15 protein-coding genes are annotated in these 13295 nt (G+C 63.4%); 5 read left to right on the forward strand and 10 right to left on the reverse strand.

Features of this window, described 5'->3' with window-relative positions; all coding sequences use genetic code 11:
* Positions 1 to 9 precede the first annotated feature (9 nt).
* A complete protein-coding gene (locus LOKO_RS09935; protein ID WP_066448409.1) occupies positions 10 to 885 on the forward strand; it encodes a DMT family transporter in 876 nt (291 codons plus the stop codon).
* On the opposite strand, the gene LOKO_RS09940 is transcribed toward LOKO_RS09935, so the two are convergent.
* Both LOKO_RS09940 and LOKO_RS09945 read right to left on the reverse strand, forming a co-directional pair.
* Positions 882 to 1811 (reverse strand): metal ABC transporter permease, encoded by a 930-nt coding sequence (locus LOKO_RS09940; protein WP_083517717.1) that lies wholly within the window; start codon positions 1809 to 1811, stop codon positions 882 to 884. The two genes, LOKO_RS09935 and LOKO_RS09940, sit on opposite strands and share 4 nt — an antisense overlap.
* Positions 1798 to 2586 (reverse strand): metal ABC transporter ATP-binding protein, encoded by a 789-nt coding sequence (locus LOKO_RS09945; RefSeq protein ID WP_066448412.1) that lies wholly within the window; start codon positions 2584 to 2586, stop codon positions 1798 to 1800. Before LOKO_RS09945 ends, LOKO_RS09940 begins: the two co-directional genes overlap by 14 nt.
* A gap of 213 nt (positions 2587 to 2799) precedes the next feature.
* On the opposite strand from LOKO_RS09945, the gene mntR reads away from it, so the two are divergent.
* A complete protein-coding gene (gene mntR / locus LOKO_RS09950; protein WP_066452314.1) occupies positions 2800 to 3282 on the forward strand; it encodes a manganese-binding transcriptional regulator MntR in 483 nt (160 codons plus the stop codon).
* A 47-nt stretch (positions 3283 to 3329) separates the two neighbouring features.
* Here mntR and thiE read toward each other — a convergent pair whose 3' ends face one another.
* Both thiE and LOKO_RS09960 read right to left on the reverse strand, forming a co-directional pair.
* Positions 3330 to 3944 (reverse strand): thiamine phosphate synthase, encoded by a 615-nt coding sequence (thiE, locus tag LOKO_RS09955; protein ID WP_066448419.1) that lies wholly within the window; start codon positions 3942 to 3944, stop codon positions 3330 to 3332.
* A 164-nt stretch (positions 3945 to 4108) separates the two neighbouring features.
* Positions 4109 to 4540 carry a C40 family peptidase gene (locus LOKO_RS09960; RefSeq protein WP_066448422.1) on the reverse strand — a complete coding sequence of 144 codons (432 nt, stop codon included), beginning with the start codon at positions 4538 to 4540 and terminating at the stop codon, positions 4109 to 4111.
* A 301-nt stretch (positions 4541 to 4841) separates the two neighbouring features.
* Here LOKO_RS09960 and gloA point away from each other — a divergent pair, with 301 nt between their 5' ends.
* A complete protein-coding gene (gene gloA / locus LOKO_RS09965) occupies positions 4842 to 5375 on the forward strand; it encodes a lactoylglutathione lyase (RefSeq protein WP_066448425.1) in 534 nt (177 codons plus the stop codon).
* A gap of 67 nt (positions 5376 to 5442) precedes the next feature.
* Here gloA and LOKO_RS09970 read toward each other — a convergent pair whose 3' ends face one another.
* From LOKO_RS09970 to LOKO_RS09980, 3 genes are all read right to left on the reverse strand, one after another.
* The gene (locus LOKO_RS09970) at positions 5443 to 6180 is read right to left on the reverse strand and encodes a DODA-type extradiol aromatic ring-opening family dioxygenase (protein ID WP_066448428.1); all 738 of its coding nucleotides are present in this window, start codon (positions 6178 to 6180) and stop codon (positions 5443 to 5445) included.
* 80 nt (positions 6181 to 6260) lie between these two features.
* On the reverse strand, positions 6261 to 7100 hold the full coding sequence (locus tag LOKO_RS09975) for a lipocalin family protein (protein ID WP_235588835.1): 840 nt from the start codon (positions 7098 to 7100) through the stop codon (positions 6261 to 6263).
* A complete protein-coding gene (locus tag LOKO_RS09980; protein ID WP_235588837.1) occupies positions 7024 to 8115 on the reverse strand; it encodes an acyl-CoA dehydrogenase family protein in 1092 nt (363 codons plus the stop codon). Before LOKO_RS09980 ends, LOKO_RS09975 begins: the two co-directional genes overlap by 77 nt.
* Positions 8116 to 8376: 261 nt before the next feature.
* On the opposite strand from LOKO_RS09980, the gene LOKO_RS09985 reads away from it, so the two are divergent.
* Positions 8377 to 8817, forward strand: a complete 441-nt coding sequence (locus tag LOKO_RS09985; protein WP_083517539.1) for a MerR family transcriptional regulator — start codon at positions 8377 to 8379, stop codon at positions 8815 to 8817.
* 116 nt (positions 8818 to 8933) lie between these two features.
* On the forward strand, positions 8934 to 10637 hold the full coding sequence (locus tag LOKO_RS09990) for an AMP-binding protein (RefSeq protein ID WP_066448430.1): 1704 nt from the start codon (positions 8934 to 8936) through the stop codon (positions 10635 to 10637).
* A gap of 404 nt (positions 10638 to 11041) precedes the next feature.
* On the opposite strand, the gene LOKO_RS09995 is transcribed toward LOKO_RS09990, so the two are convergent.
* The 3 genes from LOKO_RS09995 to LOKO_RS10005 form a co-directional block, all read right to left on the reverse strand.
* Positions 11042 to 11620, reverse strand: coding sequence for a hypoxanthine-guanine phosphoribosyltransferase (locus tag LOKO_RS09995; RefSeq protein ID WP_066448432.1), 579 nt, complete (start codon positions 11618 to 11620; stop codon positions 11042 to 11044).
* Positions 11621 to 11673: 53 nt separating this feature from the next.
* Positions 11674 to 12687, reverse strand: coding sequence for a beta-N-acetylhexosaminidase (gene nagZ, locus LOKO_RS10000; RefSeq protein WP_066448435.1), 1014 nt, complete (start codon positions 12685 to 12687; stop codon positions 11674 to 11676).
* Between the two features lie 88 nt (positions 12688 to 12775).
* Positions 12776 to 13294 carry a L,D-transpeptidase gene (locus LOKO_RS10005; protein WP_066448437.1) on the reverse strand — a complete coding sequence of 173 codons (519 nt, stop codon included), beginning with the start codon at positions 13292 to 13294 and terminating at the stop codon, positions 12776 to 12778.
* Position 13295: the final 1 nt, after the last annotated feature.

Below are 13295 nucleotides of genomic sequence, written 5' to 3' on the forward strand. Positions count from 1 at the left end.
GAGGTCGCCATGACGCCGTCGTTGAAGGGCATTCTGTGCATGTGTATGGGTGTGCTGTGCCTGGCCATTGGCGATGCCATCGCCAAGTGGCTGGGCGAGGTACACTCGCCCCTGCAGATCATCTTCTTCCGCACCCTGGTTTCGCTGCCGTTGATCGCCGTGCTGGCCCACTTCGGTGGCGGGCTCACCAAGCTGCGTACCCAGCGCCCCGGGGTGCATCTGGTGCGCGGCCTGATCTATACCGGCACCATGTTCTTCTTCGTGCTCGGCCTGACGCTGCTGCCCTTGGCCGAGGCGACCGCCATCGCCTTCGTTGCCCCGCTGTTCGTCACCCTGCTCTCGGTGCCGCTGCTGGGCGAGAAGATCGATCCTCCCGTGCTGGCAGCGTCCCTGTTGGGCTTCGTGGGGGTTCTGGTGGTGGTGCGCCCCGGCGGCGACGCCTTTCATCCGGGGGCGCTGGCGCTGTTGGCGGCGGCCGTCTTCTATGCGCTGATGATGATCACCGCGCGGCGGTACGGTGCCCGCGAGCACCTCTGGGCGATGGTCTTCTACATGACCCTGGTGCCGCTGCTGCTCACGGCGGTGGCGCTACCCTGGGTATGGCAGACCCCGCACCCCTGGCATTGGCTGGGCTTCCTGGGGGCCGGGATCATCGGCGTGGGGGCGACGGCCTTCATTACGTTGGCATTCCGTTTCGCCCCGGCGGCCATTGCTGCGCCTTTCGACTACACGGCCATGCTCTGGGCGGTGATTCTGGGCTGGTGGTTCTGGGGTGAAATGCCGGATGTCTGGGTCTTCGTGGGCAGTACATTGATCATCGGCAGCGGCCTGGCAATTGCCTATCATGACCGCCGGACGACTTTGAAAAGACGTCCGACGGCTTAAGCGCGATTCAGCCGCCAGCGCCGCCAGTGGCGTCCCACCAGCCCATGCTTGGGAGCTGCCAGCAGGGCGATAAGGAACAGGCCCGAGGCCACCAGCACGATGGCACCACCCGAGGCGACATCCAGAGCTACCGAGAGCATCAGCCCCACCACGGCTGATGTCACGCCGACGCCGACCGAGAGGGCCAGCATCGTGGGGAAGCGGTCGGTGAGCAGGTGGGCCGTGGCGCCGGGGGTGATCAGCATCGCCACGACCAGGATGATGCCCACGGTTTCCAGGCTGGCTACGATGGTCAATGTCAGCAGCAGGATCAGTCCGTAGTGGATGATGCTGGTATTGAAGCCCAGCGCCTGGGCCTGCTGTGGATCGAAGGTGTAAAGCAGCAGTGGCCGATAGGCCAGCCAGATCGCCAGTACGGCCACCAGGCTGGCTGCCAGTGTCAGCATCAGCGCCGAAGTCTGTACCCCCAGCACGTTGCCGAAGAGGATATGCATCAGGTGAGTGCTGGTGGCGATCTTGCTGATGATCACGATGCCCAGCGCAAAGGCGGCGGTGAACATCAGGCCCATGGCGGCGTCCGCCTTGATTCGGGTATGGCGCTCCAGGGCGCCAATACCCAGCGACGTCAGCGCGCCGGTGACGAAGGCGCCGATGAAGAACGGCCAGCCCAGCAGGTAAGCGATGGCCACGCCAGGCAGCACGGCATGGGAGATGGCATCACCCAGCAGCGACCAGCGCTTTAGCACCACGTAGCAGGAGAGCAGCCCGCAGATGGCGCCCACCAGCACCGAGGTGAGCAGCGCTCGCTGCATGAAGCGGTATTCGAAGGGAGCGGCCAGGCTCTCTGGCAGCAGGTTGACCGCCATCATCAGTAGCACGATCAAGGCGTCGATGACGCTGATGGCGAAGGCTTCAAGCGGCAACAGGCACCCTCCCGTGCTCGGTGGAGGGCGTCCCCACCGCCAGGCGAGCCAGCATGGCATCGCTTAGCATCTCTTCCGGGGGACCCATGCCGATCAGGGTGCGGTTGATCAACATGACATTATCAGCGTGGCGGCGAGCCCCCTGCATGTCATGGGTCACCATGATGACGGTGCGCCCGGCGGCGCGCTCGCGCTCGAGCGTCTCGAGAATCAATGCTTCGCTGGGAGGGTCGACCCCGGCCAGGGGTTCGTCGAGCAGCAGTATTTTTGCCTGTTGAGCCAGGGCGCGAGCCAGCATCACGCGCTTCTTCTGGCCGCCGGAGAGTTCACCAATGGGGCGTGCGGCATGGTCGGCCATGTCGACGGCTTCCAGAGCGGCCTCGACGGCCTGCCGGTGGCTGGGATTGGCCCAGTAGCGAGGCAGCAGGCGCCGCCATAGTGGGTCGTGGCGCATCATGCCGTAGCGGCCGGTCAGCACCGTTTCACGCACCGAAATGGGAAAGTCCCACTCCATGTTCTCCTGCTGGGCCATATAGGCGATATTACCGGCCCGGCGCTGCGCGGCGGGGCTATTGCCGAGGATCCGAAGTTCGCCGCGCAGCGGAGCGAGACTGCCGATGACCAGGTTCAGCAGGCTCGATTTACCAGCGCCGTTGGGTCCGACGATGGCTGTCCACTGGCCTTGCGGCAGCGACAGGGAGATATCCTCCAGCACGGGCTGCTGGTGGTAGGCCGCGTAGAGGCGGCTTGCTTGAAGTGCGGGGGCGGGATCAGTCATATCCACCACCCAGGATATCGCACGGCATGAAGCTTCTGGGGGCTGACATCGGGTACTCTCCTCCACCTCTGGCCGTTGATAGCCAGTTGTTACATTGCCGTGAGTTTGTGAGCGTATGGCTACTATTTTAGCCAAGGTTAACTTGTTGGGTAGTAGGAAATCTCTATCGGGCTTCTGTTGCTGCCCTATGAGCAGATTGGCTATATTGGCGCGATGACCGACTCCCCGAAAAAAGTAACACCGGATCGCCTGTGCAAGGCGGATGCCCTGCCGCCCAGCGATCAGCATGCGAAGCAGTACGCTGCCGTGCGCAATGCCCATGAAACCGAGCTGCTCGAAGACTACGTGGAGCTGATCGCCGACCTGCTGCAGCATCATGGCGAGGCGCGCTCGACGGATATCGCGGCGCGAATGGGGGTCAGTCAGGCCACGGTGTCAAAGACGGTGGCCCGGTTGAAGAGCCTGGGACTGGTCTCAAGCAAGCCTTATCGCTCGCTGTTTCTGACCGAGAAGGGTGAGGCCATGGCAGCCATGTCGCATCAGCGTCATGCCATCGTGCTGAGGTTTCTGCGTGCCCTGGGCGTCAGCGATCACACGGCGCGAATTGATGCCGAGGGTATGGAGCACCATGTCAGCCAGGAAACCCTGGATATCATGCAGCGCTTTACGCGCGAAAAGGAACGCGGAAGCTCCTGAATCGTTGCGGGGAGCTTTTCAGCCTGACAGCACCTGATTCACGGTTTTCAAACGTTGAAGAACGCTTGCGCAGCGGCTTCCGGGTCCGGCTGCCCGCAGATAGCCGCCCCCCCCGCCGGTCCCTTTGCGCCGGCTGTGCGCACCCGGCCCACATGCTCGGCCTGCAGACCGCCGATGGCTACCGCCGGCAGTGGGCTGGCAGCGACAAGGGTGGCCAGGCCATCGAAGCCCAGCGGCCGGGCATGGTTCGGCTTCGTCGCGGTGGCGAAGACCGGCCCCAGACCCAGGTAGTCCAGCGGTTCCGGGTCCAGTCGTGACATCTGATCCAGGTTCTGCACCGAGAGGCCGAGGATGGCGTGTTCGCCCAGCGCTTGGCGCGCTGCGGCCACTTCACCATCATCCTGACCCAGGTGGAGCCCGTCCGCTTCGCTGGCTAGCGCCACATCCAGCCGGTCATTGATGATCAGCGGTACGCCGCTACCGGCGAGTGCCGCCTTGAGGCGCCGCGCCTGGTCAATCAGCTCCTCGTCGCTGGCCTGCTTGTCACGCAGTTGCACCAGTGTCACGCCACCGCGTACCGCCGCCACGACGGTTTCCACCAGGCCGTGCCGGGCGCAAAGCCGGGGGTCGGTTACCAAATAGAGGGTCAGGTCTAGGCGCATGAGAAACCTCAAAAATTGAGAGCTTTGTCCGAAAAGTCGGCGAGCGCAGGCCAGACAAGGCAAAAATGGGCGAGATGACGGAGTTTACACGGGGTAAATGAGTATATTGAGTCGATTTTTAACGCAGTATGGCCAAGCGCAGGCACTTTTGGGATAAAGCGAAGTCAGGGGGCGGGGCTTGCCGCACCCAGAAAGCGGTCCTGCCAATAGTCGACGTCCAGCGGCACGCTGACAACCTGGCGTCCCCGCCCCGGGGCGTGAATCATCTGCCCGTTACCCCGGTAGATTCCCACATGAGTGGCCTTGCGGCGATCGCCGAAGAACAGCAGGTCCCCCGGGCGCGCCTGGCGGGCTTCGGGAAGCGTGCGGTACTGATCGTCTGCGGTACGCGGTACCGGGATCCCGGCGGCACGATAGCTGAGTTCGACTAGCCCGGAGCAGTCGAGCCCTTCCGGAGAGTTGCCACCGAAGCGATAGGGGGTCCCCAGGGCACCTTCGGCCGTGGCCAGGATAAGTGCCCGCTCGATGGACAAGCCTTCGCCAGCGCGTGGGTCCTGGGTCGCCATGTCGCGGCTGGCGCATCCAGCCAGCAGCATCAGCGCAATCAAAAGAAGGACAAGTCGCCCCTGGCCATGAAGCGGCCGGGACCTGCCTGGTAGTGCCACCGGTTCGAACCACGCCACTCGAGCCATCGTCCAGCTACTCTTCGCCAATCCTGTTTCCTACTTTAGCTCGAACCGTACGTGCTTGGCGAGAATCCGTGAAAGTGCCGGGTGAATGCCGGTCAGAGAGCGCAACACAGTGGTTCCATGCAGCGAGAGGCTGGAAATATCCCGGGCGGCGCATCATCATCTTCTTTACAACCCAGTGATCAGGCAGCGACAAGGGAGAGTGGCCATGAACTTCAAGGGCGAGCAGCACCCCGGCGTAAAGATGCCCACGGGGGACACCCTCGGTTTTCGTCTCAATCACACCATGCTGCGGGTCAAGGATCCTGAACTGGCATTGGCTTTCTATACGCGTGTCTTCGGCATGAGCGTATTGCGCCGCCTCGACTTCGAGGAGCTTGGCTTCTCGCTCTACTTCCTGGCCAGGCTGGAAGAGGAGGAGCAGGTGCCGGAGGAGAAAGGCGAGCGTACCGTCTGGACCTTCAGCCAGAAGGGCCTGCTGGAACTGACCCATAACTGGGGCACCGAGGATCAGGCCGATTTCGCCTACCACGACGGCAATGCAGAACCCCAGGGCTTCGGGCATATCTGCTTTTCGGTGCCCAACCTCGACGCCGCCGAGGCCTGGTTCGATGCCAACGACGTCGAGTTCATCAAGCGCGCCGATCAGGGCAAGATGAAGGACGTGGTCTTCGTCAAGGACACGGACGGCTACTGGATCGAGGTGGTCCAGGCCGACCGGCTGGCTGCGCTGGGCGACTGATCCTGCCGTCGACGGACTCCGGTGCTGCCACCTCACGGGGCGGCATCGGGGGGTTGCCGGGGTCTACTCAGGCGAAGGCGTAGACGTCCATGGCCAGCACGCCGTGCTCCACGCTGTGGTGCAGCCGCTCTGCCTGGCCGCCGGCGCCCATGGCTACCAGCAGCGGCTGGAAGTGCTCCGATGTGGGGTGGTTCTCTCGGGCGTAGCGTGCCTGTTCCCAGTCAAGCAGCGCCGTGCGGTCGTCGGCATCCAGACGCTTATGCACCCAGTCAGCGAATTCGCCCACCCAGGCGGGCATCTCGGAGCCTTGGGCCTGCAGCTCCATCAGATTGTGGGTCAGGCTGCCGGAGCCGATCACCAGGATGTTCTCCTCCCGCAGCGCGGCAAGTTTCCCTCCGAGTGCCACCAGCTCGGCGTTTGACCACTGCACCGGCAGCGACAGCGAGACCACCGGCACGTTTGCCTCCGGGAGCATCAGCGAGAGCGGCACCCAGGCGCCGTGATCGAGGCCACGTTCGGTGGGCACGGCGTTGAGCTCCCTGGCCAGGCGCCTGGCCAGCTCCGGCTCGCCGGGGGCGGGATACTGGCACTCGTAGAGTGCCCGCGGAAAGCCGCCGAAGTCGTGGATGGTTTCGGGGTGGGCGCTGGTGCTCACCAGCAGCCGGTCACTCTCCCAGTGGGCCGAGACTACCACCACCGCCTTGGGACGCAGCGCTTGGCCGAGCTCGCGGAGAAAGTCGTGGGCCGGCGTCTTGGTCAGGGCCAGCATGGGGGAGCCGTGGGAAATAAAGAGGCTGGGTTGCATGGAAAGCTCCTGATAGGTTGTCTTCAGGATAGCGGCTCAAGTCGAAAATATCGATAGCAGGCTTATGAAATAATCGCCTGTCAATAGCCCGTCATTTCCAGGTATCCCTCGCCCAATGCCTCACCGCTCTCTGCGTCGAAAGCGATGACCTCCCCTTCCCAGTAGGGCACGGAGGTGTCCATCCAGCGCTCGGCATGGGGGGCCTCGACGACCAGGTCCAGCCCGGCGCGGGGGATTGCCAGGCGCCAGTGGGTCGGCACGTCGCGCCCCGCCACGCGGCGGGTTTCCAGCGGCGTCATGTCGATCTCGTCCGGGGCCAGCGCGGTGGGCTCGCCGTCGGGGGCGATCCAGGTGCCGGAGCGGTAGTCACCGCCGTCAGCGCCGCCGCCACGCAGCTGGAAGGCCATCAGCTTGTGGCCGCTCGCCAGATGCAGCGAGAACCAGTCCCAGCCCTGCTGTTCGGGTCCCAGCAACTGGCTGCTCCACTCGCGGTCGAGCCAGCCGCGCCCGCTTACCGCGCGGGTTTCGCCGTCCAGGGTGACCTCCCCTTTGACGCGCCAGAACGGCTGGCTGTAGTACATCGAGCCCTGGCCGTCGGCGGATTTCTGGCTGAAGCCGGCCTCGCCGTGCAGCACCAGCGGCCCCTCGGCGGTAAGGGTCAGGGCGTAGCCGAAGCCGCCGTGCTCGTCGTCCTGATGTGCCATCAGTTCCAGTTCGGCGAAGGTGTCGGTGTCTGGCTCATCGCCTGTCGTTTCGTCTGATATTTCTATACGGCTGGCCAACTGCCAGTGGTCGATCCAGGCCCGAAAAGGCTCGGCCCGTGCGCCCGCCTGGCCATCCCGGTCATCGAGGTTGTCGGCGGAGTGGCTGCGGGCGAAGCGCTCTGCCACCCGATGGGTCTCGCCCCGGGAAACCGCCATGGAGCTGAAGGGCATCATTGCAGACATTGAAACCCATGTCGGTAGCGAACCGCTTGGCCATGGCGCAATGGGCGGTGGCGTCGGGGTCGCTGTTGTCGAGCCGCCATGCCGCCTGACGCACCATCAGCCTCGCCGCCATCAATTCGGTAGCCATGTCGGCAAGCTTGAACTGCAGCGCCTGGAAACTCGACAGCTCACGACCGAACTGCTTGCGATCGGCCATGTAGTCACGCGAGAGAGTCAACGCATGCTGTGCGGCACCCAGTGAACAGCTGGCAATATTGAGCCTTCCTCCGTCAAGCCCCTTCATGGCCAGCTTGAAGCCTTCGCCTTCCTCTCCCAGGCGATTGCCGACCGGCACCCGGACGCCATCGAAACTGACCAGACGTGTCGGCTGGCTCTTCCAGCCCATTTTCTCTTCGTTCTTGCCATATTCGATGCCCGCCGCATCGGCCGGAACGAGGATTGCGGAAACACCGCCCGCCCCACTGTCGGGTCCACCGGTCCGCGCCATGACGATGAGGACATCGTTGGCCCCGGCCCCTGATATGAACATCTTGGAGCCGCTGATGACATAGTCATCGCCGTCCCGTACGGCTTTCGTGCGCAGGCTGGCTGCGTCCGAGCCTGACCCCGGTTCAGTGAGGCAGTAGCAGCCCAGGCACTCACCGCTTACCAGTCGGTCCACCCAGCTTTCACGCAGTGCCTCGCTGCCCCAACTGGCAACCATCCAGGCAACCATGTTGTGGATGGTAAGGTAGGCGGTAGTCGAGATGCAGCCCTGGGAGAGCTGCTCGAAGATCAGCGAGGCATCCAGGCGGGACAACCCCAATCCGCCCCGCTCTTCGGGGATATAGATACCGAGGAAACCCGCCTCACCGGCGCGTCGAATGACCTCGACCGGGAAGTGCGAAGTGGCGTCCCATTCGGCGGCGTGGTCGGCCAGTTCGGCCCTGCTGAAGTCGGCGGCCGCTTGAACGAGCGCCTTCTGGTCATCGGTCAGGGAGAAATCCATCGAGGTGTCCTCATGTATCGACTGAATGGTACGACCGAGATGTTCGATCCAGGTAGTGGTAGCTGATTGATCGCCGGATTGCCATGGGTGAGAAACACCCTGTTGCGCGAGCCTGATGGCAACCAACCTAGCACTTGCTAGGTTTTATCGCATACATCCCTTGGTCTACAAGCACTTTACGTTAACGTCAACGTCGTCTAGTGTTGCGGTTAAGTGGAGGGAAACCGCTAGACGGCCCACCAAGTCACAGGAAAGGTAGCAATGAGCACAGCCGAACCGGAAGCCACCACTGTAATCAATGGCAGTCTGCCGCAGCAGCGCCGCACCTACTCCATCGGTGAACTTGCCCGCATGTTCGAGGTGACGCCGCGCACAATCCGGTTCTACGAGCAGGAAGGCCTGCTGGCCCCTGAGCGCCGGGGGCAGACACGGATCTATCATGAAAAGGATCGCGTGCGACTCAAGCTGACATTGCGAGGCAAGCGGCTTGGATTTTCGCTGGCCGAGATACGCGAAGTCATCGAGATGTATGACGCCATGCCGGATGGAAACGCACGCCAGCTCAAGCGCCTCCTGGAGATACTGTCTGACAAGCGCACCAACATGGAGCGACAGCTCGAGGATATCAGACTGATGCAACGAGAACTCGATGACGTGGAAATGCGGGCCCGCGACGTCCTCAAGCGCCTGGACCAGCAGTGATTCTGCCCGCCGGTCTTTCGGTGTTGCCCTGCAAACAGGCATCGACACCACCAGGCTGCTGCCAGCTCTTGTGCCAGTTTTACATTTAATCTTGCAACAACAAGACGGGTAACACGATGACACGCCAACACTCACAGATTCGCGTTCAGAACAGCTACGTCAGCGGTATCAGCGATACTCCGCTGAAGGGACAGACCATCGGCGACTGTTTTGACGAGACAGTGGCACGCTTCCCCGATGGCGACGCCCTGCTCAGCCTGCACCAGGGCCTGCGCTATACCTGGACGGAGCTGCAGCAAGCGGTGGATGAGGCGGCCCGTGCCCTGCTGGCACTCGGCTTGGCAAAAGGCGACCGTGTGGGAATCTGGTCACCCAACTGCGCCGAGTGGACCATCACTCAGTTCGCCACCGCCAAGATCGGCGCGGTGCTGGTCAACATCAACCCCAGCTATCGCACCCACGAGCTGGAATATGCCCTCAAGCAGTCGGGCGCGTCGACGCTGGTACTGCAGGGAAAATTCAAGTCTTCCGACTACGTGGCAACGCTGGCTGAGCTGGCGCCTGAGATACGAGACGCCGCACCTGACACCTTCAGCTGCGCCAGCCTTCCGGAGCTCAAGCGGGTCGTCTGCCTCGACGCGGACCTCGCCCTGCCCGGCATGCTCACCTGGCAGGGCATGCTTGGTCATGCCGACCAGGTTTCCGCCGAGCGCCTGGCGGAAGTACAAGGCACCCTGCAGTTCGACGATCCGATCAATATCCAATATACCTCCGGCACCACCGGGGCTCCGAAGGGCGCCACCCTCTCCCACCACAACATCCTCAATAACGGTTTCTTTGTTGCCCGCACCATGGGCTTTACCGAGAAGGACCGCCTGGTCATACCGGTGCCGCTTTACCACTGTTTCGGCATGGTGATGGGCAACCTGGGCTGCGTGACCCATGGTGCCACCATGATCTACCCGGGTGACGGCTTCGACCCCGAGGCGACGCTGAAGGCTGTTTCCGAGGAGAAGGCCACGGCACTCTACGGCGTGCCCACCATGTTCATCGCCGAGCTGGAGCACGCCAACTTTGCCCAGTACGACCTCTCGACGCTGCGCACCGGGATCATGGCCGGGTCCATCTGTCCCATTGAGGTGATGCGCCAGGTCATCGACAAGATGAACATGGAAGACGTCACCATCTGCTATGGCATGACAGAGACCAGCCCGGTCAGCTTCCAGACCCAGACCGATGCGCCGCTGGATAAGCGCGTGACCACCGTGGGCACTATCCACCCGCATCTTGAGGTCAAGCTTGTCAGTCCCGAAACCGGCGCCGTGGTACCTCGCGGTGAGACCGGTGAGCTCTGCACCCGCGGCTATAGCGTGATGCTGGGCTATTGGGAGAACGAAGAAGCCACCGACAAGTCCATCGACGCGGCCGGCTGGATGCACACCGGCGATCTGGCCACAATGGACGAAGAGGGCTATGTGGCCATCGTCGGGCGCATCAAGGACATGATCATACGCGGCGGCGAGAACATCTACCCCCGCGAGATCGAGGACTTCCTCTACACCCACCCGGCTATCTCCGACGTCCAGGTCATCGGCGTACCCGACGAGAAGTACGGCGAGGAAGTAATGGCCTGGGTCAAGTTGAGCGAAGGCCAGCAGCTGACCGGCGACGAGCTGAAGGAATTCTGCAAGGGCAAGATCGCCCACTATAAGGTCCCGCGCTACGTGAAGTTCGTCGATGAGTTCCCGATGACCGTCACCGGCAAAATCCAGAAGTTCAAGATGCGCGAAGAGGCCACCCACGAGCTGGGGCTGGCGTGATCGGATAATCGCTCTTGGTGCCGATGCTGGCTATTGTTGTCAGCGTCGGCGGCCTCCGCCAAGGCGCCTGACGGCGCCAGTCGCGACGCGGAGCGGCGCTCCAACAGCGGATTTTTCCTACCGTGGCAAGCGATTACCACGCTGTAGGAGGAAGCTTCAGCTCCGGTCCGACGCATCGGCGACTGGAGGCCGAAGGACTCCCGGCGGTGTTGCCGATGATCGCGGTAATAGCCAGCGACGGCGGCCTCCGCCGAGGCGCCTGACGGCGCCAGTCGCGACGCGGAGCGGCGCTCCAACAGCTGTTCTTTCATGCCACGGCGGCCTCCGCCAAGGCGCCTGACGGCGCCAGTCGCGACGCGGAGCGGCGCTCCAACAGCGATTCTCTCTATCAACGGCGCCCTTCCCTACAGCCCCTTGGGTGCGAAGATTCCCGGGGCGTTGCGCCAGTATCCCTTGTAGTCCATGCCGAAGCCGAAGACGTAGCGGTCAACAACTTCCAGGCCGCAGTAGTCGGCGCGCAGGTCGGGCACGGCCTTGCGGTCGTGGCGCTTGTCGACGAGGACCGCCGTCGAGATGCTCTTGGCGCCGGCCTTGTGGCAGTAGTCGAGGATGGCGGCAAGCGTGGTGCCTTCATCGAGGATGTCGTCGACGATCACGACGTGACGGTCGGCCATGGGCACTTCCGGCGAGACGCGCCAGAACAGGTCGCCACCACGAATACCGCCGCGGTAGCGCGTGGCATGCAGGTAGTCGACTTCCAGCGGAAAGCCCAGTCGGGTCAGCAGGTGGCCGGTGGTGATCAGGCCACCGTTCATCACGCAGTAGAAGACCGGCAGCTTGTCACCGAGGTCCGAGGTGATCTGCTCTGCCATATGGTCGAGAGCGGCTTCGACCTCCTCTTGTGTGATCAGGCAGTCGGCGCTCTCCATGACATCGCGCATGGTGGCAAGGGACTGGTGGAAATCGGGATCGAGTTTGGGCATTGGGAGCTCATGTCGCTGAAGGGTAATCGGTAATCGGGACGGGACGTGATCGTTCAGTCCTGGGCCATGGCTTCGAGGCGGGCGTGAACACGACGCCAGCGCCCCAGCGCTTCCAGGGCTTCAGGCTCCGGACGAGCCCGGCCATAGCGTAGCCGGGTCGCTGGTCGAATGGTGCGCCCCTGGCAGGCGTCAAGCACCTCCAGGGCGGCAGCGCGGTCGTTGCACACCAGCACCATGTCGCAGCCGGCGTCCAGCGCTGCCTGGGCACGCTCATAGGGGCCACCGGCATATCCGGCCCCGGCCATGCCGAGGTCATCGGAGAAGATCGTGCCCTTGAAGCCGAGCGATTCACGCAGCAGCCCCAGCCAGCTGTTGGAGAAGCCGGCGGGACGGGCATCGAAGGCGCTGTAGATGACATGGGCAGGCATGACGCCGTCGAGCCGACAGGCCAGGTCGGCGAAGGGCACCAGGTCATGGCCGCGGATGACATCGATGGGCCTGTCGTCGACGGGCAGTTCCAGATGCGAATCGGCAGCGACGCCTCCGTGGCCGGGGAAGTGCTTGCCGACGGCCGCCATGCCGGCTTCATGCAGGCCGGCGACGAAGGCTTCGGCCATGGCGGAAACCGCGAGCGGATCGCTGGAAAAGCTGCGGTCCCCGATCACACTGGAGATGCCACCGTCGACATCGAGTACCGGTGCAAAACTGAGGTCGAGTCCACAGGCGGCCATCTCCATGCCCAGGAGCCAACCGGTATCGAGGCACAGTCTCAGGGTGACTTCCGGTGCTGCAACATAGTCGCGGCCAATCCGTCCCATGGAGGGAATCCGGGTAACGCCTTGACGCAGACGTTGCACCCGCCCCCCTTCCTGGTCGACGGTCAACAGCAACTCAGGGCGCAACTGTCGTATGGTGTTACAGAGGGAGCGAACCTGGCGGGCATCCTCGATATTGCGAGAAAAAAGAATCACCCCGCCCACCTCGGGACGCAGCAGTAGCCTGCGCTCGTCGTCGCTCAGCTGCGTGCCTTCCAGATCCAGCATCACCGGGCCGAGGGTCTGCGTCATGATCGGATTCCTTGGGCTAGAAGGAGGCTGATTCTAGACCAAAGTTGGTCGAGGTGACAGCCATGCGCAAGGGCTTGATGCTCAGCCTTCAGTCATGCAGCCACACGGGCGTCCCGGGAGGGGCCAGGGAAAAGAGATGAAGCAGCGACGAAGCGCTCAGGCGGATGCATCCATGGGAGCGCGGCACGCCCATTGGCTGGTCGGGTGGCGTGCCGTGAAAGTAGATATAGCGCCGCTGGCTGTCGACCTCGCCCCCGCGGTTGAACCCCCGCTCCAGCCCGCAGAGCCAGATGATGCGGGTGAGAATCCAGTCGCGATGGGGGTGTGCTTCGGCCAGTGCCGGGGAAAATCGCTCCCCGGTGGGCCGACGACCTCTGAAGACCGTGCCCGTGGGCAGCCCATCACCGATGGCAGCTCGTACATAGTGCCACCCCAGCGGAGTGCAGCCGCTGCCCTCCTGCTGACCGGTTCCAGCCAGGGCAGTAGAGACGGCCCACTCTGCCTGAGGCCTTGATCCCTGCCAGTGGACCAGACACTGATTCGCGACATCGACTTCCAGCCAGGTGCCCGTTGCCGGTGGCAGCTCGGTCAGGCGCGGTGTCCGCATA

This window comes from Halomonas chromatireducens (genome assembly GCF_001545155.1).
GTDB classification, from domain to species: Bacteria; Pseudomonadota; Gammaproteobacteria; order Pseudomonadales; family Halomonadaceae; genus Halomonas; species Halomonas chromatireducens.